Source organism: Haemophilus sp. HN_Hi10 (assembly GCF_049821985.1).
Taxonomy (GTDB): domain Bacteria; phylum Pseudomonadota; class Gammaproteobacteria; order Enterobacterales; family Pasteurellaceae; genus Haemophilus; species Haemophilus influenzae_D.
This window is the reverse complement of record NZ_CP187495.1, coordinates 758106-778665: the sequence shown is the minus strand read 5'-3', so window position 1 is coordinate 778665 and position 20560 is coordinate 758106. Positions and strand designations below refer to the sequence as shown.

General features: G+C 38.3%; 15 protein-coding genes, 2 tRNA genes, 3 rRNA genes and 1 pseudogene. 7 read left to right on the top strand and 14 right to left on the bottom strand.

What is annotated here, in order from left to right; genetic code table 11:
- Positions 1–110: 110 nt before the first annotated feature.
- The 3 genes from ACPT8Q_RS03955 to ACPT8Q_RS03945 all read right to left on the bottom strand — a co-directional run bounded on the left by ACPT8Q_RS03955 (position 111) and on the right by ACPT8Q_RS03945 (position 1404).
- Positions 111–446: a DUF413 domain-containing protein gene (locus ACPT8Q_RS03955; protein ID WP_050847672.1), complete on the bottom strand. Its 336-nt coding sequence runs from the start codon at positions 444–446 to the stop codon at positions 111–113.
- 61 nt (positions 447–507) lie between these two features.
- Positions 508–1125 carry a thiol:disulfide interchange protein DsbA gene (gene dsbA / locus ACPT8Q_RS03950; protein ID WP_050948963.1) on the bottom strand — a complete coding sequence of 206 codons (618 nt, stop codon included), beginning with the start codon at positions 1123–1125 and terminating at the stop codon, positions 508–510.
- Between the two features lie 12 nt (positions 1126–1137).
- A complete protein-coding gene (locus tag ACPT8Q_RS03945) occupies positions 1138–1404 on the bottom strand; it encodes a YihD family protein (protein WP_021035610.1) in 267 nt (88 codons plus the stop codon).
- A 64-nt stretch (positions 1405–1468) separates the two neighbouring features.
- Between ACPT8Q_RS03945 and mobA the strand changes: the two genes are divergently transcribed.
- A complete protein-coding gene (mobA, locus tag ACPT8Q_RS03940; RefSeq protein WP_050948962.1) occupies positions 1469–2044 on the top strand; it encodes a molybdenum cofactor guanylyltransferase MobA in 576 nt (191 codons plus the stop codon).
- Between the two features lie 32 nt (positions 2045–2076).
- On the opposite strand, the gene ACPT8Q_RS03935 is transcribed toward mobA, so the two are convergent.
- The 5 genes from ACPT8Q_RS03935 to ACPT8Q_RS03915 all read right to left on the bottom strand — a co-directional run bounded on the left by ACPT8Q_RS03935 (position 2077) and on the right by ACPT8Q_RS03915 (position 7475).
- Positions 2077–2937 (bottom strand): Dam family site-specific DNA-(adenine-N6)-methyltransferase, encoded by an 861-nt coding sequence (locus tag ACPT8Q_RS03935; RefSeq protein WP_050847669.1) that lies wholly within the window; start codon positions 2935–2937, stop codon positions 2077–2079.
- A gap of 1 nt (position 2938) precedes the next feature.
- Positions 2939–4027: a 3-dehydroquinate synthase gene (aroB, locus tag ACPT8Q_RS03930; protein WP_050948961.1), complete on the bottom strand. Its 1089-nt coding sequence runs from the start codon at positions 4025–4027 to the stop codon at positions 2939–2941.
- Positions 4028–4046: 19 nt separating this feature from the next.
- A complete protein-coding gene (gene aroK, locus ACPT8Q_RS03925) occupies positions 4047–4589 on the bottom strand; it encodes a shikimate kinase AroK (RefSeq protein WP_021035613.1) in 543 nt (180 codons plus the stop codon).
- A gap of 278 nt (positions 4590–4867) precedes the next feature.
- Positions 4868–6679: an NAD nucleotidase gene (nadN, locus tag ACPT8Q_RS03920; RefSeq protein ID WP_050948960.1), complete on the bottom strand. Its 1812-nt coding sequence runs from the start codon at positions 6677–6679 to the stop codon at positions 4868–4870.
- A 22-nt stretch (positions 6680–6701) separates the two neighbouring features.
- On the bottom strand, positions 6702–7475 hold the full coding sequence (locus ACPT8Q_RS03915; protein ID WP_042594554.1) for a hypothetical protein: 774 nt from the start codon (positions 7473–7475) through the stop codon (positions 6702–6704).
- A 292-nt stretch (positions 7476–7767) separates the two neighbouring features.
- Between ACPT8Q_RS03915 and rpsP the strand changes: the two genes are divergently transcribed.
- From rpsP to ACPT8Q_RS03890, 5 genes are all read left to right on the top strand, one after another.
- Complete coding sequence (gene rpsP / locus ACPT8Q_RS03910; protein WP_021035616.1) at positions 7768–8016, top strand: 30S ribosomal protein S16; 249 nt, start codon at positions 7768–7770, stop codon at positions 8014–8016.
- A 44-nt stretch (positions 8017–8060) separates the two neighbouring features.
- Positions 8061–8588, top strand: a complete 528-nt coding sequence (gene rimM / locus ACPT8Q_RS03905; RefSeq protein WP_050948959.1) for a ribosome maturation factor RimM — start codon at positions 8061–8063, stop codon at positions 8586–8588.
- A gap of 37 nt (positions 8589–8625) precedes the next feature.
- Complete coding sequence (gene trmD / locus ACPT8Q_RS03900; protein ID WP_050948958.1) at positions 8626–9366, top strand: tRNA (guanosine(37)-N1)-methyltransferase TrmD; 741 nt, start codon at positions 8626–8628, stop codon at positions 9364–9366.
- 36 nt (positions 9367–9402) lie between these two features.
- Entirely contained in the window at positions 9403–9753 is a 351-nt protein-coding gene (gene rplS / locus ACPT8Q_RS03895; RefSeq protein ID WP_005648735.1) for a 50S ribosomal protein L19, read from the top strand.
- Between the two features lie 408 nt (positions 9754–10161).
- On the top strand, positions 10162–10791 hold the full coding sequence (locus ACPT8Q_RS03890) for a glutathione S-transferase family protein (protein ID WP_021035620.1): 630 nt from the start codon (positions 10162–10164) through the stop codon (positions 10789–10791).
- A 206-nt stretch (positions 10792–10997) separates the two neighbouring features.
- Here the strand turns inward: ACPT8Q_RS03890 and ACPT8Q_RS03885 are convergent.
- Positions 10998–11461: pseudogene (locus tag ACPT8Q_RS03885) on the bottom strand (helix-turn-helix domain-containing protein); the annotation flags it as partial.
- A 292-nt stretch (positions 11462–11753) separates the two neighbouring features.
- On the opposite strand from ACPT8Q_RS03885, the gene ACPT8Q_RS03880 reads away from it, so the two are divergent.
- Complete coding sequence (locus ACPT8Q_RS03880) at positions 11754–13991, top strand: TonB-dependent hemoglobin/transferrin/lactoferrin family receptor (RefSeq protein ID WP_061832753.1); 2238 nt, start codon at positions 11754–11756, stop codon at positions 13989–13991.
- 957 nt (positions 13992–14948) lie between these two features.
- Here ACPT8Q_RS03880 and rrf read toward each other — a convergent pair.
- From rrf to ACPT8Q_RS03855, 5 genes are all read right to left on the bottom strand, one after another.
- Positions 14949–15064 (bottom strand): 5S ribosomal RNA (rrf, locus tag ACPT8Q_RS03875).
- 152 nt (positions 15065–15216) lie between these two features.
- Positions 15217–18114: ribosomal RNA gene (locus tag ACPT8Q_RS03870) — 23S ribosomal RNA — on the bottom strand.
- Positions 18115–18529: 415 nt separating this feature from the next.
- A tRNA-Ala gene (locus tag ACPT8Q_RS03865) sits at positions 18530–18605 on the bottom strand.
- Between the two features lie 85 nt (positions 18606–18690).
- Positions 18691–18767: transfer RNA gene (locus tag ACPT8Q_RS03860), tRNA-Ile, on the bottom strand.
- A 79-nt stretch (positions 18768–18846) separates the two neighbouring features.
- A 16S ribosomal RNA gene (locus ACPT8Q_RS03855) occupies positions 18847–20385 on the bottom strand.
- Together the 16S, 23S and 5S rRNA genes with 2 tRNA genes alongside form the textbook arrangement of a ribosomal RNA operon.
- Positions 20386–20560: the final 175 nt, after the last annotated feature.

The window sequence follows — 20560 nt, the reverse complement described above, 5'->3', positions numbered from 1 at the left end:
ATCTTTCATACAAAGATAGGAGAATAAAGTTATCGGCCGTGAATTACGCAATATTTCACAAGCTATTCAAAAACAAAAGGCAGACTTCCGCCTGCCTCATTTAATGTATCTTATTCGCCGGAATAATCATCTCCGCTAGAAGCAGCTTCACTCACATCACCAGATAAGGTGTAAACACGTTTTTTAGTGTTAATACGAGAGCGATATTTATTCCAAGTTTTTTCAAAGAAAGTCTCTGCTGCACGCTCGCCACGGCAAAAAGCGACGAAATCTTTTTCTTCTTTAGTCGCTGGCTCACGTTCCCCTAAATCCAATGCTTTGAACGCTTGACCATATTGCTCAAGCACCTGTGATTCTTTGATTGTGTAATCACCGTGACGGGAAAAACCACGTGGGTAGTTTTTGTCATCAAAAAAACGACGCGTTACGCTAAAACTTGCAGCCATAATATTCTCTCTTCTTTCATTGATATTTATAAAATAGGGCAGGCATTAAACCAATTTTTCGTTATTTTTGCAATAAACCTTTTACGGTTTGCACATAATCTTTCACGAAATCATCATAATTTAACCCTTCAGGGTTTACGCGGAATTTACCATTGACATAAAAATCAGGTACGCCATGCACTTTAAATCGTTCTGCGGCATTTACTTGTTTATTAACTAAACCATTTACTGCAAAACTATTAATGCCACCATCAAATTGCTCGGCGGTTACACCATTCGATAAGAAAATAGCTCGAATATCATCCATTGATTTCAAGGCATCTTTTTGAGCCGCTTCAAATAATGGTGCCTTTACTTTACCTTCTGCGCCTAATGCCATTGCTAACGCCCAAGCGCGCGTTAAGTTTTCAGATTGACGACCTAAGAAATTTACATGATATTGTTTAAATTTCACATCTTTTGGTAAAGCATCTTTGACTTGTTGTGGAATTTTGTATTCCATTTCAAAGGCGTAACAATGCGGGCAGTAGAATGAGAAAAACTCAATCACTTCTTTTTGTTGTGAAGCTTGTTGGCTCACTTGAACATATTGTTTGCCTTCTTGTAAATCTGCGGCAAAACTATTTACAGACATAAGCGTGCTAACACCTAAACCTAACGCAAGTAATACTTTTTTCATTTGCTTTCCTTCTTATTTAATGATACCGCGAGCACAGAGCAATGCGGTTTTAAAATCTTCTTCGTAATCTTTTTTGAGACCAGGAATTGGCTCATGTTTATCTGTACCATCCATTTTTAACTGATAAATAATCACTTCATCAGTTAATTCATGTAATGGCTTTTGGAAACCTGATTCATTGGCAATTTTTTGCAAAATTTCCATTAAGCTCAGATCTGGGTCTTTAGACCAATAAGGCTGTAAAAGTTCCAAAATTTCATTTAAACGCTTACATTTCATTGCTATTTCCTTTTTAATCGTAAAAAATAGGCAAATGATACTTGAAATAATGATAGATTAAAATATGACAATCACAATAAGCGCGGTAATTTTGGCAGGTGGCAAAGCACGCAGAATGGGCGGGCAAGATAAAGGATTACAGATTTTAGGTAAACAATCTTTAATTCAACATGTTATTAATCGCTTGCAGCCACAAGTTCATGATATTTCAATTAACGCTAACCGAAGTCAAACAGAATATGCAAAATTTGGCTTTCCTGTTTTTTCCGATGAACTACCCGATTTTCAAGGGCCATTGAGCGGCATGCTAACAGCCCTAGAAAAGACAAAAAGTGACTTCATCCTTTTTACACCTTGTGATACGCCTTTTTTCCCTACGAATCTTTTAGATAAACTCCAAAGTGCGGTTAAAAATGACCGCACTTTCATTGCTTATGCTTGCGATGAGGAACGTGAACATCCCGTTTTTTGTTTAATGTCCGTTCAACTAAAAGAACAATTACGACACTATTTAGCATCGGGTGAACGACGCCTTTTACAGTTTATGAAAGAAAATGACGGGATTTCAGTAAAATTTACGAAAGAAGAAGGCAACTTCGAGAATTTTAATACGCTGGATGATTTAAAAAAAGTAATCTAATCGATAACTAGCAAAAGTGCGGTTTGTTTTTATTATTTACGGGCACCAAATATCGCAATCAACTCTTTCACTTTTACGCGTTTTTCTGAATTCTGACTAATAGAACGTTGAACTTTTACCCGTTTAAATTTTGCACCGTTATAAATTTCACGGGTAAATTTAGTATCGTGATTAGAGATCAATATCGAAATTTGTTTTTCTTTTTGTATAGATTTCGCTAAATCTGCCAAAGCATGTTGTTGCGCTAGACCAAACTCATTGCCCGCATAACCAGTAAAATTAGTATCCTGTTGTAGCGGAGCATAAGGCGGATCGCAATAAATCACCGAATCTTTATCTGCCAGTTCAAAAGTTTTTTGAAAATCACAACATAAAAACACCGCACTTTGCGCTTTATGAGCGAAATAACGTAATTCATCTTCTGGAAAATAATGAGTTTTGTAAGCCCCAAAAGGCACATTAAATTCATTTTTGCTGTTATAACGGCATAATCCGTTAAAACCAAAACGGTTCAAATATAAAAAAATAATCGAACGTTCGAAAGGCTCCGTAGAGGCATTGAATTGACGACGTTTAGCATAGTAATAATCGGGTGTATTGGCATCATCAGCAAAAAAAATCGGTTTACAAGCTTCAATATAACCATCTACATTTTCTTTAATAATATTGAATAGATTGATTAAATCTGGGTTGATATCTGCCAAAATATAGCGTTCAAAATTAGAATTAAGAAATACTGCTCCAGCACCCACAAATGGCTCAATTAAGCAGTTTTTTTTGTTTGGAAAGGCTTTATTTATATCGTCCGTTAAGCGAAATTTTCCCCCCGCCCATTTTAAAAATGGACGGTGTTTTAACTTAGGTTTTAAAGATTGTTTTTTCGGACGTAACATCTTAATCCGTTTGAGTACAACGACGAATTGCATTTAACACGAGGGTATGATCGGTATCATTCGCCACATAAGCTTGACCTAGAGATTTGAGTAGCACCAGACGCAATTTACCCGCTAGAACTTTTTTATCACGCATCATATGCGGTAAATAGTCCTCCGGCTGCATCGTATCCGGTGATACGGTGGGCAAATTGGCACGAGCAAGTAATTTTTCAAGGCGAGACACATCTGCAATAGAAATATCTCCAAGTTCTTCCGAAAGTGCCGCTGCCATCATCATTCCCGTTGAAACAGCTTCTCCATGAAGCCAGTTTCCATAACCTAGATGAGTTTCAATGGCATGCCCAAAAGTATGTCCAAGATTGAGCAATGCACGATCGCCTTTTTCTGTTTCATCTCTCGCGACCACATTTGCTTTAATTTGGCAACAACGAGAAATACAATGTTGAAGTGCCTCAGGATGCAAAGCGACAAGTTCATCAATATGTTGTTCTAGCCATTCAAAAAATTCGTAATCTAAAATGGAGCCATATTTGATAACTTCGGCAAGCCCCGCGTTTACTTCACGTTTAGGAAGGGTATTAAGCGTGAGCGTATCAATAATAACCATTGATGGCTGATAGAACGCGCCAATCATATTTTTGCCTAATTCATGATTAACCGCCGTTTTACCGCCCACTGAAGAATCCACTTGTGAAAGCAATGTGGTTGGAATTTGAATTAAACGGACGCCGCGCTGATAACTTGCCGCAGCAAATCCAGCAACATCGCCAATTACGCCGCCTCCCAATGCAATAATCGTGGTATCTCGTCCATGATTATTTTTCAAAAGAGCGGTGAAAATTAAGTTTAAAGATTCAAGTGTTTTGTATTTTTCGCCATCTGGCAATAAAACATGATCGACCACGCAACCACGTTTTTCTAACGCATAGATAACTGTATCAAGATAAAACTGTGCAACCGTGGGATTCGTTACAATCATCACGCGATCCCCAGGTTTAATCGGGTAACTACGTTCATCTTGCAATAAGCCACTACCAATTAAAATAGGATAGCGACGCTCTTGCAATTCCACATTGACGCACAACATAATTTATCCTTAGGTGTGTTTAAAGCGAACCATTTAGTCCAGTCATATTATCAATTAAATCAACAATTTGATTTACCATTACTTTGGCATTTTGTTCATCGGTTGGCAACGTGATGTCCGCAATTTCTTCATAAAACGGGTTGCGAGTCTTTGCTAAATCTTCCAATACTTGACGAGGATTCTCTGCATCTTGAAGCAATGGACGTTTTTTATCACGTTGAGTACGTTGGAATTGTTTTTCCACCGTCGTTTCTAAATAAATCACAATACCGCGTGCTGATAAATAATTACGGCTTTCCTTAGAAAGCACTGCGCCACCACCAGTTGAAAGAACGATACCTTGCATTTGTGTGAGTTCGTTAATAATGCGTTCTTCACGTTTGCGGAAGCCGTCTTCGCCTTCCAAATCAAAAATCCAGCTAATATCCGCGCCCGTACGTTCTTCAATCACTGCATCGGAATCAATAAAATCCATATTAAGCTGTTGTGCTAATTGACGACCGATAGTGCTTTTACCCGCCCCCATTGGCCCTACTAAAAAAATATTACGTTTTTCCGCCATTGTTCTTTATCTAATAAAAGTGAAATAAAATGCGATCATTTCTAATGAAAATAAACTGCGTAAAAATGCAGAAGATAGAAAGATCTCCCAAAAAATGGGCTAGATTATCGCAATAAATTACCCTATTTTTCAACCTTTATAGGGAATTTATTTTCTACGAGAAATCATCTAAATATGGAATAGTTAAAATTCTCAATCATCTATGAAGTCTTCAAGCCTCAGACTAATAACAAAAATAGCGCATTAAGTACGCGCTATTTTTAGCCTATTTTTCAATTTTATTTTTTAGGTAACGCATCAGTTGAAGCATTAAACTTCACATTTGATGAAGTATAAGCCTCAAAGTGCGGGTGTTTTTTCATAAATTTTATGAAACTTTCTGCATCAGGTAAGTAGGTATCAACGCCCTCATATTTTGGATCATTAAATAATTTACCAAAGGTTTTGTAACCGTCTTTACCGCCTGCAACATAAGCATTTGTTCCGACAAGATAACGTTTGTTATCATCAATCGGTTCCCATTGTTGGGTTTGTTTATTCAAGACTTCAACACTCACTAAACGTTTACCTTCCGCATTTGGTGTTTCATTCGCTTCATAGCGAATACCCGCACCATAAGGGAATGCGCCTGTAGAGCCATCAACTAAAGCAAATTGCATCGCATCTTCAAGCACTTGTTTCACTAACGAACCTTCCATTTTGTAGGTATATAAGGTATTTCCGAAAGGCAAGAAAGTATAAGCATCATTAAAAGTCACATTGCCTGGTAAAATATCTGCACGCACACCACCTGCATTTTGAATGGTTAAATCCACTGTTTTGAGTTCGTTATACATTGTTTCTGCAATAAAGCGTGTCGCAATAGAACCTTCAGGATTAGAGCCTGCTTTATTTGGGATACGGTTTGCTGAACCACCTGGCATTGCAGAACCAGTGATGACGCCCACAATTTCTTGTGCTAAGTGATCTTTTTCACTTTTATATTTAGCAATAAGCTTATCGGTTTTTGCATCGTGATCATCAAGTGAAATACTTTTCATTGATTTTAAAGTATCAAGTGCTTTTTTACGTTCATCGCCAGCTAATTCAGCCCATTTACCTTCCGAATTTTTCACTTGAAGTTTATGAGAACTCATTAACACGTGAGGAATTTTACGAGTAATAGACGCAATACCTTGAGGACTGAATTTAACACCTAAATCACCCACAACAGCAGAATAAGCCCAGCCTTCCATTACAAATACCGGTTCGCCATTTGGATTTTTAAATTCAAGGGGATATTCATAGATTACTGGCAATTTTAAACCACGTAATTCATCATTTCCGTATAAATAATGTGAATCGCCAGTAACGATCACATCAATATCATTCACTTTTTGAGCAATTTCGATATTTTTTTCACTTCCAGCGTGTGAAAGTAAAATGATTTTATTAATGCCTTGTTGTTTTAAAGCATTTGCCATAATTTGTGCGGTAGCAATTTCATCATAGAACTTCACATCCTTACCAGGAGAAGAGGAATTCACGGTTTTATTCACGGTATCTAAACCAATAATGGCAATTTTTTCTCCATCCACCGTGAAAATATCGTAAGGTTTCCATTTGTTATACAAAATTGAACTTTTATCAGGAATCACATTAGCTGAAAGCACAGGGATTTTTAATGGCTCAAGCAGTTTTAATAACCCTTCATTACCCGCGTCAAATTCATGATTACCCAAAGTAAAATAATGGAAATTACCTGCATTCATCACTGCAGCATCTGCAGAACCGCCAAACAGCGTAAAGTAAAGTGTACCAGTAATGGCATCGCCTGCATGCAGTACTAATGGATTTTTGTATTTTTTACGCAATTCGTTAAGTTTTGCATTGACAGCAGAAAAACCACCAATATCCACTTTGGTTTGCTGACCATTTAAATTAATCCGTGTTTCGTGTGGTTCTAAATAAGAATGGTGATCATTAATGTGCAAAATACTTAATTCCACAGCTTTGTGAGCTTGTGGTGCTTCTTTGGCAAGAGCTGCACTAGTGAAAAGCATCGCGAATGCACTGAGTGCAAAGGTGGCTGATTTTTTGGATAAAAGCATAAAAACTCCTGTTGATAAGGGATTAATTTAAACCTTCTAGCATTGCTTGAAAGGTTTTGTAACGAATTGCATCATTATTGTGCTGTAAATTTTCTCGAGGTTGATCTAGATACGAAAAATCATCAACTTCCACACCTTTAAATTGGAGATTGAACATCATATTTGCTAAAGCAAGGCGAGGCTTAATTTCAGAAGAAGGAGTAATCAAACTTACACGATTTTCAGTAATCGGAAAAATAGTTTGATTAGGAAAATCTTGACGCATTTGTTCAATCATTTTTTGAAATATATCTTTGGCATTCAAAGACAATAATATAATTTGATCTGCTTTCGCTCCCCGCTCCATTAAAGCCTGAACAAATTGCTCCGAATTATCTGTTTGACGAATATAAATTTTTGCCTGCTCATTTGCTAAAAAAGATACCAATAAGTTTTTCTTCATTTCCTGAATTAAATTAGCATCGCCAGTATTTATCGGCTCAAAATATAAGTAATCAAGAAATTTAGGAGTGAGATTTTTATCTGTTTTAAAAATGCGAGTGAGGATTTTTTCGCTTATTTGGATCTGATTATCAAGAAATTGGGGAGGTAAAGAAAAAAGTGCGGTAAGTTTTTTTTGTAAATTTGTAATTTGTTGTTTGTCTTGTTTAGCTAAAGCTATTGAAAATTGTTGCTTCAAAGCCTCAGCAGATTCAGTAGATATTGATTGATGAGAAGATGGACTAGCTATTACACCTTGTTGAACACCAATAAATGATGCCAATCCAATTAACACAGAATGAAAACCAATTTTCATAATAAACCTCATTTAACTGATATTTTATTAATGTAAAATACCGCTATACGCGTAAATTTAACCTAAAACAGCTGAGCGCCTCGTATTATATCGCAAAACAAAATAAATTGTGAATGATAATTAAGAGGAATATAACCTACTTTTATGCACACAAAACTTGCAATTTTGCTTGAAAAGTATAAAATTCGCAGGCTTTTTGTCTATATATACAGAGAAAAAAGTAAGCTATATTCTTAAATAACTTTCGAATTTGAGAATATTCTTTTAGTAATTAAACATTTAGAGGAAGGTTATGGTAACCATTCGTTTATCTCGTGGCGGAGCTAAAAAACGCCCATTTTATCAAATCGTAGTAGCTGACAGCCGTTCACCTCGTGACGGTCGCTTCATTGAGCGTGTAGGTTTCTTCAACCCAATCGCACAGGGTAACGCAGAACGTCTTCGCATTAATCTTGAGCGTGTAAATCACTGGGTTGCTCAAGGTGCTTCACTTTCTGATCGTGTTGCAACTTTGGTAAAAGAAGCTCAAAAAGCAGCATAATTTTGCTTTTTGATTTAGTTCTTAAGCTAAGATAGGTGAAAAATATGGGACAACAACATATTGAAGTTGTGGGCAAATTAGGCTCAACCTACGGTATTCGTGGGTGGTTACGTATTTATTCATCAACAGAACAAGCGGAAAGCATTTTTAATTATCAACCTTGGTTTTTAAAAATTAAAGGCGAATGGCAACCCATCGAATTAGAAAACTGGCGTTATCATAATCACGAAATCATCGTTAAATTAAAAGGCGTTGATGATCGTGAAGCCGCACAAATTTTAGCGAATATTGAAATTGGTGTGGATTTATCTGTATTCCCAAAACTGGAAGAGGGCGATTATTACTGGCACGATTTAATCGGTTGTTCAGTCATAAACTTAGAAGGTTATACAATGGGAACGGTAACAGAGATGATGGAAACCGGTTCTAATGATGTGTTAGTGGTTAAAGCCAATACCAAAGATGCTTTTGGAAAACAAGAGCGGTTAATTCCGTTCTTGTATGAACAAGTAGTTAAAAGAGTCGATCTCACCACGAAAACAATTGAAGTGGATTGGGACGCTGGTTTCTAATCTCAAGTATGCACAAACGTAATGTAGTAGGCTTTTTATGTGGATAGGGGTGATTTCATTATTCCCCGAAATGTTTAAAGCGATTACGGAATTTGGGGTTACAGGCAGAGCCGTAAAACATAATCTTCTGCAAGTAGAATGTTGGAATCCTAGAGATTTTACATTCGACAAGCATAAAACCGTGGATGACCGTCCTTATGGTGGTGGTCCGGGAATGCTGATGATGGTGCAACCTTTACGGGATGCGATTCATGCTGCGAAAGCAGCGGCAGGAGAAAGCGCAAAGGTGATTTACCTTTCGCCACAAGGACGTAAACTCGATCAAGGCGGCGTAACCGAGCTTGCTCAAAATCAGAAATTGATTTTGGTATGTGGACGTTACGAAGGTATTGATGAGCGATTGATTCAAACTGAAATCGATGAAGAATGGTCAATTGGCGATTACGTTCTAACCGGTGGGGAATTGCCGGCAATGACATTAATTGATGCTGTTGCACGTTTTATTCCCGGTGTATTAGGCAAGCAAGCCTCCGCAGAAGAAGATTCTTTTGCAGATGGTTTATTAGATTGCCCACATTACACTAGACCAGAAGTGTTAGAAGGATTAACTGTACCGTCCGTGCTGATGTCGGGACATCACGAAGAAATTCGGAAATGGCGATTAAAACAATCGCTACAAAGAACGTGGCTCCGACGCCCTGAGCTCTTAGAAAGCCTAGCTCTGACTGACGAACAACGTAAACTGTTAAAAAAGGTGCAAGCCGAGCATAGCAGTTAGTTTCAGTTACATCTAGGATCAATAAAGGATCAAACAATGTCTAACATTATCAAACAACTTGAACAAGAACAATTAAAACAAAATGTACCTAGCTTCCGCCCAGGTGATACTTTAGAAGTTAAAGTATGGGTAGTTGAAGGTAGCAAACGTCGTTTGCAAGCATTCGAAGGCGTGGTTATTGCAATTCGTAACCGTGGCTTGCACTCAGCATTTACTTTGCGTAAAGTATCTAACGGCGTAGGCGTTGAGCGTGTATTCCAAACTCACTCTCCAGCTGTAGACTCTATCGCAGTTAAACGTAAAGGTGCGGTACGTAAAGCTAAACTTTACTACTTACGTGAACGTTCAGGTAAATCAGCTCGTATTAAAGAGCGTTTGGGTGCATAATTCATTATATTTAATGATAATCTAAAAAACCTTGGGATGTCCCAAGGTTTTTTAGTATCCTAACGTTCTGTCTTCTAAAGGTATCACCTATATATCATGAACTCCATTAATATTCCGTATACTATCATCTTATAAATTCAAAAATAATTAGCAAATATTCCAAATACTCATAAATATGTAATTATTATACTCCCTCAATCCTTATTTTTCGTGCTTAAATCATAAAAATCGATCTTTCAATTGACATCAATATCTAGGACATTACTCTAAAAAATATATCAAAGTAACTAAATTATTAGTTCACTTTACGATTAAAACAATAGTAAGAAGCAATTTCAATAAATTAGATATTCCTCGTATAAAACAGTATAATTCCATCAATAGATCATAAACCAACAGGAGTATTTTATGAAATTATATGGTTTAATTGGTGCGTGCTCATTTGTTCCACATGTGGCATTAGAGTGGGTAAAAATACGTGAAAATGCGGATTATGAATTTGAAGCTGTCACGCGTGAGTTAATTAAATCACCTGAATTTTTATCATTGAATCCACGCGGGGCAGTACCCGTATTAGTTGATGGCGATTTAGTTCTATCGCAAAATCAAGCAATTTTGCACTATTTAGATGAACTTTATCCGAATTCAAAATTATTCGGTAGCAAAACGGTACGTGATAAAGCCAAAGCCGCTCGCTGGTTAGCATTTTTTAATGCGGATATTCATAAATCTTTTGTGCCTCTATTCCGTTTACCAAACTATGCGAAAGATAACGAAACACTCTCACACACTATTCGCCAGCTATCAGTAGAGCAAATTTTAGATCAACTTGCAGTCGCAAATGAACATTTAGAAAGCCATATCTATTTTGGCGAATCGATTTCAGTTGCCGATGCGTATCTTTACATTATGCTAAATTGGTGTCGAGCAGTAGGCATAGATTTCAGCCACTTAACTCAACTTTCAGCTTTTATACAACGCATTGAGGCTGATCAAGCTATCGAAAATGTGAGAAAAATTGAAGAACTAAAAGTATAAACAATAATGCCCCGTATCTTTGATCTTCCATAAGAAGTTAGACTTATTTAATTCAAGGACTGAGTTCTATCATTCACATAGCTCAGTCCTTTTAGTATCCCCTGAATGAGCTCATGGCGTAATAATGAATATACTTATGGAGCGTTTTTTCATTTCTTCAAACGTCTCAAATAGTTCACCGTAATACATCATCCAAAGATGCCTTTCATCTTTTTTAGAATGACATTCTTTGCTTCCAGCTCCAAAATCCAATATTTCAAACGTTCATCTTCAGTGGTTCGGTTTGGATGGCAATTTTAAGGTATTTAGGTTCCATGCTTAAGAAACCTCCATGTTTGGGTATTAAGCCATTTATGCTTTTTTCAAAGACTTGTAACCATCGGATAATAACAAGCTGATCAGCAATACCAAAGTATAAACAGGAAGTTTCTACAAAAAATTGCCCATTTTTAACCGTTTGTATCACGTTAAGTTTAAATTTAAGTGAGTAATTTCGCTTCTTACCCAGCACAGCTAACCCATTGATTCTACTATGATTAAACTGGTTAATCTAATCTCGCAATGTTCTGCTGTCAAGTTGAAAATGTTTACGGATGAGTGAATGATTTTTACCATTTTGAATATAAAATTCGATGACTTGTTGTTTGAAAAGAGTGTTGTATTTGGCTATAAAAAATCTGCATCTTAGTTAGTTGCTGATTTAGTCTAATTTTTTGGGTGCAGATCAAATATGGGTCATTTTACCATTTATATGGTATTTTTATCTGTAAACTCACTATTTTTCTAGAAATTCATTTTTAAATACATCTTTTACAACTAAATCCATTGTTCATAGATTATGACATTTATCTTTTTTATCCGTCATCTTACAATTAATTTATATAAGTAAAAATATCTTGTTTTTTATCATCGTTAAATTTAGAATAGATATAAATAATTATCATTAAGATTTAAGGGGGTATATGAATATTATAATTAATAAACGTATCTTTTTATTAGTCACCTTTGTAGGTATTCAACTCAATGTAACCGCAAAGCAAAATTCTTCTAATTCTAATAGAGAGGAGTTATTACCTATCATTGTGAACACTGACGAGGATAGTAATAAACTACCTGGTCGTTCAGTATTAAAACAGAAAAATATCGAACAACAACAAGCTGACAATGCAGCGAATTTAATTAATATTTTGCCAGGTGTGAATATGGCAGGTGGGTTTCGCCCTGGCGGACAAACATTAAATATTAATGGAATGGGTGACGCTGAAGATGTTAGAGTTCAGTTAGATGGAGCGACAAAAAGTTTTGAAAAATACCAACAGGGTTCTATTTTTATTGAACCCGAATTGTTAAGAAAAGTAACTGTGGATAAAGGAAATTATTCTCCTCAATATGGTAATGGTGGTTTTGCTGGAACTGTAAAATTTGAAACTAGGGATGCTAGGGATTTCTTGAAAGAAAACCAGAAAATAGGTGGTTTGTTAAAGTATGGAAATAATAGCAATAATAACCAAAAAACTTATAGCACTGCACTAGTTTTACAAAATGAACAAAAAAATATTGATTTATTATTATTTGGTTCTGTAAGAAATGCTGGCGATTATAAAAGACCAGACAATAGCAAAATTCTTTTTTCAAAAAATAATCAAAAAACTGGATTAATAAAAGTAAATTGGCAAATTACTCCTGAACATTTATTAACTTTATCCAGTGTTTATGGCATTCATAAAGGGTGGGAACCTTGGGCAGCAAAAAGAGATGTGACATCAAGACCAACAGAAACAGAAATAAAACGCTATGGGATTGATGTTGCGTGGAAACGTAAACTTGTTTATCGAGATCAAAAAGATGAAAGTTATTCATTGAAATATCGCTATTTACCTGAAAATAATAAGTGGATTAATTTATCTGTTCAGCTGAGTTATAGTAAAACAGAACAGAATGATACTCGCCATGAGAAAGTCACTTCTTCATTCCTAGGTACATTAGGAAATAAAAGTTGGATAACTTATTCAGATCTTACTTTTGATATAAGTAACACAAGTACTCTAAATATTGGGCGTGCTGAGCATGAACTACTATTTGGTTTGCAATGGTTAAAAAACACAAGAAATACTTTAATGTATCACAAGGGGAAGATGAATGATAAAACCTATAATTATGGCTATTTCCAACCCTATTATATGCCATCTGGACGTCAATATACACAGGCGTTTTATTTACAAGATCAAATAAAATGGAAAAATATAATTTTTAGCACAGGAGCGCGTTATGACCATATCAATAATATAGGACAGAAAAATTTAGCACCACAATATAATGATATATCTGCAGGGCATAATTATTCTCAGAAAAATTATAATGGCTGGTCTTATTATTTAGGTCTTAAGTATGATGTAAACCATTATTTAAGTTTATTTACAAATTTTAGTAGAACTTGGCGTGCACCTGTTATTGATGAACAATATGAGACACAATATAGTAAAGCTTCTGTACCTGCGACTTCTTTGAATTTAGAAAAAGAAATGATTAGTCAGACCAGAGGAGGAGGGATTGTTACGCTTAATAATTTATTTCAAGAGGATGATACCTTTCAATTTAGAGCTACTTATTTTTACCACCGTGGTAAAAATGAAATATTTAAAACCAGAGGAGTTAATTGTGTAGGCAATGCTTTAGATGTTGATAATAAGATTTGTCCTAAAATTATTAGTAATTACCGTAATTTACCTGGTTATGTTATTCAAGGAGCGGAATTAGAAGCTTATTATCAATCCACTTATTTATTTGGTGAGCTAACATATTCTTATGTAAAAGGAAAACGTGACACCTCACCAAGAAACCCATGGGGTAAAACCTCAACATGGATTGCAGAAATTCCCCCTAGAAAGGCAACTGCTACTTTAGGTTTCAATGTTCCAAAATATTATCTCACAGTAGGTTGGCGTGCTGAGTTTGTAAGAAGACAAGATCGATCGCCATCGTCTGGAGACCCCAAAGCATCATATTATTTGTCATTACCAGCTTCAAGAGGATACAGCCTACATAACCTATTCCTTTCTTGGACTCCTGAAAAAATTAAAGGTATGAATATTAAGATTACGGTGGATAATTTATTTAACCGAGCATATAACCCTTATCTAGGCGAATTGGCTTCTGGAACAGGTAGGAATATCAAATTTAGCCTATCTCAGAAATTTTAGAATAAATAGCCCGATTGAATCTAATCGGGCTTTATCATAACTATAATTAGGCAAAACCTAACTATAATGTCCATTATACAAGATTAATCATAAATATACTTTTTTGAAAAAAATTTACAGAAAATTTATCTTAATATAAGAGATATATTAAGATAAATACATCATTAAAGAATGTAGAGATAATAGGTATAATCCCCTATACTAATTTTAGTATTCTTTGAAGAGCAAATTTAAATAATAAATCCAAAATAAATACAATATCTGAAATTATAGATAAGTATTAAAATTATATTTTATCTTTACCCTATTACTATTCATAATAGAAACTAAACTCACCTAAAAATTTAAATATAATTTAATGTCTAGTCTAACAACAAAGCCAACGCATATTTCTTCTTGTTTTCCTTTCTTTCCGATTAATATCATTAGTTTTCACAAATATTACTATTCAAAACGATACCCTCTCTCCTTACTAATTTTTCTACCATAAGAATATCATTAGAATAAACTATTAAGAATAAAGTTAAAGTAACAGTATTATGTAACAAGTTATCAATAATTCGATATAACTTTTCATATAAAAGCAATGTACCTTCATAACATAATTACAATGTATCCTGTTATAAATTTATAGCAATGTCCTAAATAGTAAAGAGTACGAACAAAATACATATAGGTTATTAATTACTTTAAAAGTATTAGAATATATTTATAGATTTAGGAATAATTACATTTATCTATTAAAGTATGGTTAATCTAGAGAAATTTTTTACAGCAATACAACAACCTTACAAAGAATTCAAATATTCTGATTTTTAGGAAAAAACAAAAAACCCAGTTTTTCAACTGGGGTTCTATATTTATTCTTTATCTAATCTGTTTAATTTTAATTCTGTTTTTACTTAATTTAATTTTATCTGTCTTAGATAAATTTAAATTTAGATTTTTTATTTGATAACCCGGCGGTGCCCTACTCTCACATGGGGAAACCCCACACTACCATCGGCATTACAGCGTTTCACTTCTGAGTTCGGTATGGTCTCAGGTGGTTCCACCGCACTATCGCCGCCGGGATAATTCTTTGATAACTTCTCTCTTTGTTTCTTCTCTTTTACGACTTCACTTTTTTCGTCTCTCTTCTTATCGGCAACAAGCTGAATAGTTAGTTTAGTTTAGTTAATTTCTCTTCTCTTTCGCTCTTTTCCCAAAAACACTTGAGCGTTGTATAGTTAAGCCTCTCGGGCAATTAGTATCTGTTAGCTCAATGACTCACATCACTTACACACCAGACCTATCTACGTCTTCGTCTTAAACAACCCTTACTGTCTTAAAGACAGGGAGAACTCATCTCTTGGCAAGTTTCGTGCTTAGATGCTTTCAGCACTTATCTCTTCCGCACTTAGCTACCCGGCAATGCGTCTGGCGACACAACCGGAACACCAGTGGTGCGTCCACTCCGGTCCTCTCGTACTAGGAGCAGCCCCAACCAATTCTCCTACGCCCACGGCAGATAGGGACCGAACTGTCTCACGACGTTCTAAACCCAGCTCGCGTACCACTTTAAATGGCGAACAGCCATACCCTTGGGACCTACTTCAGCCCCAGGATGTGATGAGCCGACATCGAGGTGCCAAACACCGCCGTCGATATGAACTCTTGGGCGGTATCAGCCTGTTATCCCCGGAGTACCTTTTATCCGTTGAGCGATGGCCCTTCCATTCAGAACCACCGGATCACTATGACCTACTTTCGTACCTGCTCGACTTGTCTGTCTCGCAGTTAAGCTTGCTTATACCATTGCACTAACCTCACGATGTCCGACCGTGATTAGCAAACCTTCGTGCTCCTCCGTTACGCTTTGGGAGGAGACCGCCCCAGTCAAACTACCCACCAGACACTGTCCGAGACCACGTTCCGCAATCTTCGTTAGAACATCAAACGTTAAAGGGTGGTATTTCAAGGATGACTCCATAATCACTGGCGTGACTACTTCTAAGTCTCCCACCTATCCTACACATCAAAATTCAATGTTCAGTGTCAAGCTATAGTAAAGGTTCACGGGGTCTTTCCGTCTAGCCGCGGGTACACCGCATCTTCACGGCGATTTCAATTTCACTGAGTCTCGGGTGGAGACAGCCTGGCCATCATTATGCCATTCGTGCAGGTCGGAACTTACCCGACAAGGAATTTCGCTACCTTAGGACCGTTATAGTTACGGCCGCCGTTTACTGGGGCTTCGATCAGGTGCTTCTCTTTCGATTACACCATCAATTAACCTTCCAGCACCGGGCAGGCATCACACCCTATACCTCCACTTTCGTGTTTGCAGAGTGCTGTGTTTTTAATAAACAGTTGCAGCCAGCTGGTATCTTCGACCGGTTCAACCTTCGAGAGTAAATCTCTACAATCTACGCCGGCGCACCTTCTCCCGAAGTTACGGTGCTATTTTGCCTAGTTCCTTCACCCGAGTTCTCTCAAGCGCCTGAGTATTCTCTACCTGACCACCTGTGTCGGTTTTCAGTACGGTTTAGTAAAGCCTGTCGCTTAGTGGCTTTTCCTGGAAGTGTGGTATCAGTTACTTCAGCTCCTTAGAGCCTCGTCATCATCTCTCAGTGTTTAATAGAAGTCCGGATTTGCCTAAACTTCCCACCTACCAACTTAAACGCACATATCCAACAGTGCGATAACCTAACCTACTCCGTCCCCACATCGCAGCTTTACCAAGTACAGGAATATTAACCTGTTTCCCATCGACTACGCTTTTCAGCCTCGCCTTAGGGGCCGACTCACCCTGCCCCGATTAACGTTGGACAGGAACCCTTGGTCTTCCGGCGAACGGGTTTTTCACCCGTTTTATCGTTACTTATGTCAGCATTCGCACTTCTGATACGTCCAGCTAACCTCTCGATTAACCTTCATCCGCTTACAGAACGCTCCCCTACCCAACAGACTTTCGTCTGATGCCGCAGCTTCGGTGCTATATTTCAGCCCCGTTACATCTTCCGCGCAGGCCGACTCGACTAGTGAGCTATTACGCTTTCTTTAAATGATGGCTGCTTCTAAGCCAACATCCTAGCTGTCTAAGCCTTCCCACTTCGTTTCCCACTTAATATAGACTTGGGGACCTTAGCTGGCGGTCTGGGTTGTTTCCCTCTCCACGACGGACGTTAGCACCCGCCGTGTGTCTCCTGAGTATCACTCTTTGGTATTCGTAGTTTGCATCGGGTTGGTAATCCGGGATGGACCCCTAGCCGAAACAGTGCTCTACCCCCAAAGGTGTCACCTCAAGGCTCTACCTAAATAGATTTCGGGGAGAACCAGCTATCTCCCGGTTTGATTGGCCTTTCACCCCCAGCCACAAGTCATCCGCTAATTTTTCAACATTAGTCGGTTCGGTCCTCCAGTTAGTGTTACCCAACCTTCAACCTGCCCATGGCTAGATCACCGGGTTTCGGGTCTATACCTTGCAACTCTTCGCCCAGTTAAGACTCGGTTTCCCTTCGGCTCCCCTATTCGGTTAACCTCGCTACAAAATATAAGTCGCTGACCCATTATACAAAAGGTACGCAGTCACCCTTTCAGGCTCCCACTGCTTGTACGTACAAGGTTTCAGGTTCTATTTCACTCCCCTCACCGGGGTTCTTTTCGCCTTTCCTTCACAGTACTGGTTCACTATCGGTCAATCAGGAGTATTTAGCCTTGGAGGATGGTCCCCCTTCTTCAAACAGGATATCACGTGTCCCGCCCTACTTCTCGTTAGCTTAGTACCACAATATGGTTTTTAGATACGGGATTATCACCCTCTTTGATTGTGTTTCCCAACACATTCTCCTAACTATACTGCTATCACTTACTGGCTCTTTCGCTTTCGCTCGCCGCTACTGACGAAATCTCGGTTGATTTCTTTTCCTCGGGGTACTTAGATGTTTCAGTTCTCCCGGTTTGCCTCAACAAGCTATGAATTCACTTGTTAATAGTAGATTCTTCATCTACTGGGTTTCCCCATTCGGATATCTTGGATTAAACGCCTCTTATCGACTCATCCAAGCTTTTCGCAGATTAGCACGTCCTTCTTCGCCTCTGATTGCCAAGGCATCCACCTTGTACGCTTAGTCACTTAACTATACAACCTCAAATGTTTTCAATCACTTTAAGTTTTCACTTCAAAGTGCGGTCAATTTGATGCGTATCTTCATTCAACTAAACACTTGATTGCTTTTGTTCAATCAAGATTTTATGCAAAACAGGTTTTGTTTTTAGAGTTTCCTTTTCAGTTCTCTCTTTCACTTTCCTATCTTGCCCACTCAGACTTTCTCTCGAAAATCTCTTGTTTTCAGCTTGTTTCCAATTTTTTAAAGAACAGTTGATAAAACTTTTCAGTTATCATCGTTAAATAAACTAAAAAAAATTAAAATTAAAATTAAAATTAAAATTAAACTTAAAACTAAGAATAAAATAACCTAATATTTAAAATAGTTTAATCACTACCTTAATACATTATTAATTTATCTTTTTCTAATTTACTTAACGATGATAAGTGGTGGAGATAAGCGGGATCGAACCGCTGACCTCCTGCGTGCAAGGCAGGCGCTCTCCCAGCTGAGCTATATCCCCATTTCATCATAATTTAATAACTAATTATTTACCTTTTAGTTATTATTTATTTACACTACACCTTTCGCTTCACTCACTCTCAGAGTGGTGGGTCTGAGTGGACTTGAACCACCGACCTCACCCTTATCAGGGGTGCGCTCTAACCACCTGAGCTACAGACCCAAGGGTAATGTTTTCTCCTGCTCATTTGTCTACAATTATCAGCCAATCTGTGTGAGCACTCGCTGTCTCTCGTCTTTGGTAAGGAGGTGATCCAACCGCAGGTTCCCCTACGGTTACCTTGTTACGACTTCACCCCAGTCATGAATCATACCGTGGTAAACGCCCTCCTAAAGGTTAAGCTATCTACTTCTGGTACAACCCACTCCCATGGTGTGACGGGCGGTGTGTACAAGGCCCGGGAACGTATTCACCGCGACATTCTGATTCGCGATTACTAGCGATTCCGACTTCATGGAGTCGAGTTGCAGACTCCAATCCGGACTTAGACGTACTTTATGAGATTCGCTCCACCTCGCAGCTTCGCTTCCCTCTGTATACGCCATTGTAGCACGTGTGTAGCCCTACTCGTAAGGGCCATGATGACTTGACGTCATCCCCACCTTCCTCCAGTTTATCACTGGCAGTCTCCTTTGAGTTCCCGACCGTATCGCTGGCAACAAAGGATAAGGGTTGCGCTCGTTGCGGGACTTAACCCAACATTTCACAACACGAGCTGACGACAGCCATGCAGCACCTGTCTCAACGTTCCCGAAGGCACTCCAATATCTCTATCGGATTCGTTGGATGTCAAGAGTAGGTAAGGTTCTTCGCGTTGCATCGAATTAAACCACATGCTCCACCGCTTGTGCGGGCCCCCGTCAATTCATTTGAGTTTTAACCTTGCGGCCGTACTCCCCAGGCGGTCGATTTATCACGTTAGCTACGGGCGCCAGAGTTAAACCCCAACCCCCAAATCGACAGCGTTTACAGCGTGGACTACCAGGGTATCTAATCCTGTTTGCTCCCCACGCTTTCGCACATGAGCGTCAGTACATTCCCAAGGGGCTGCCTTCGCCTTCGGTATTCCTCCACATCTCTACGCATTTCACCGCTACACGTGGAATTCTACCCCTCCCTAAAGTACTCTAGTTACCCAGTCTGAAATGCTATTCCCAGGTTAAGCCCGGGGCTTTCACACCTCACTTAAATAACCGCCTGCGTGCCCTTTACGCCCAGTTATTCCGATTAACGCTCGCACCCTCCGTATTACCGCGGCTGCTGGCACGGAGTTAGCCGGTGCTTCTTCTGTATTTAACGTCAATTTGATGTACTATTAACACATCAACCTTCCTCAATACCGAAAGAACTTTACAACCCGAAGGCCTTCTTCATTCACGCGGCATGGCTGCGTCAGGGTTCCCCCATTGCGCAATATTCCCCACTGCTGCCTCCCGTAGGAGTCTGGACCGTGTCTCAGTTCCAGTGTGGCTGGTCATCCTCTCAGACCAGCTAGAGATCGCAGGCTTGGTAGGCCTTTACCCCACCAACTACCTAATCCCACTTGGGCTCATCCTATGGCATGCGGCCTTACAGTCCCGCACTTTCATCTTCCGATTCTACGCGGTATTAGCGACAGTTTCCCGTCGTTATCCCCCTCCATAAGCCAGATTCCCAAGCATTACTCACCCGTCCGCCACTCGTCAGCAAGAAAGCAAGCTTCCTCCTGCTACCGTTCGACTTGCATGTGTTAAGCCTGCCGCCAGCGTTCAATCTGAGCCATGATCAAACTCTTCAATTCAAGTTCAATCGCTCAATATACTGCTTAGCTATAAATAAACACTACTTAAAAAAGTAATTATGAATTTTCAGTTAAGCACCTATTAAGACTTCAAAATTAAAAAATATTTTTAAAACAAGTCAATCAACAAGTGCCCACACAGATTGTCTGATATATTGTTAAAGAGCAAAATAAA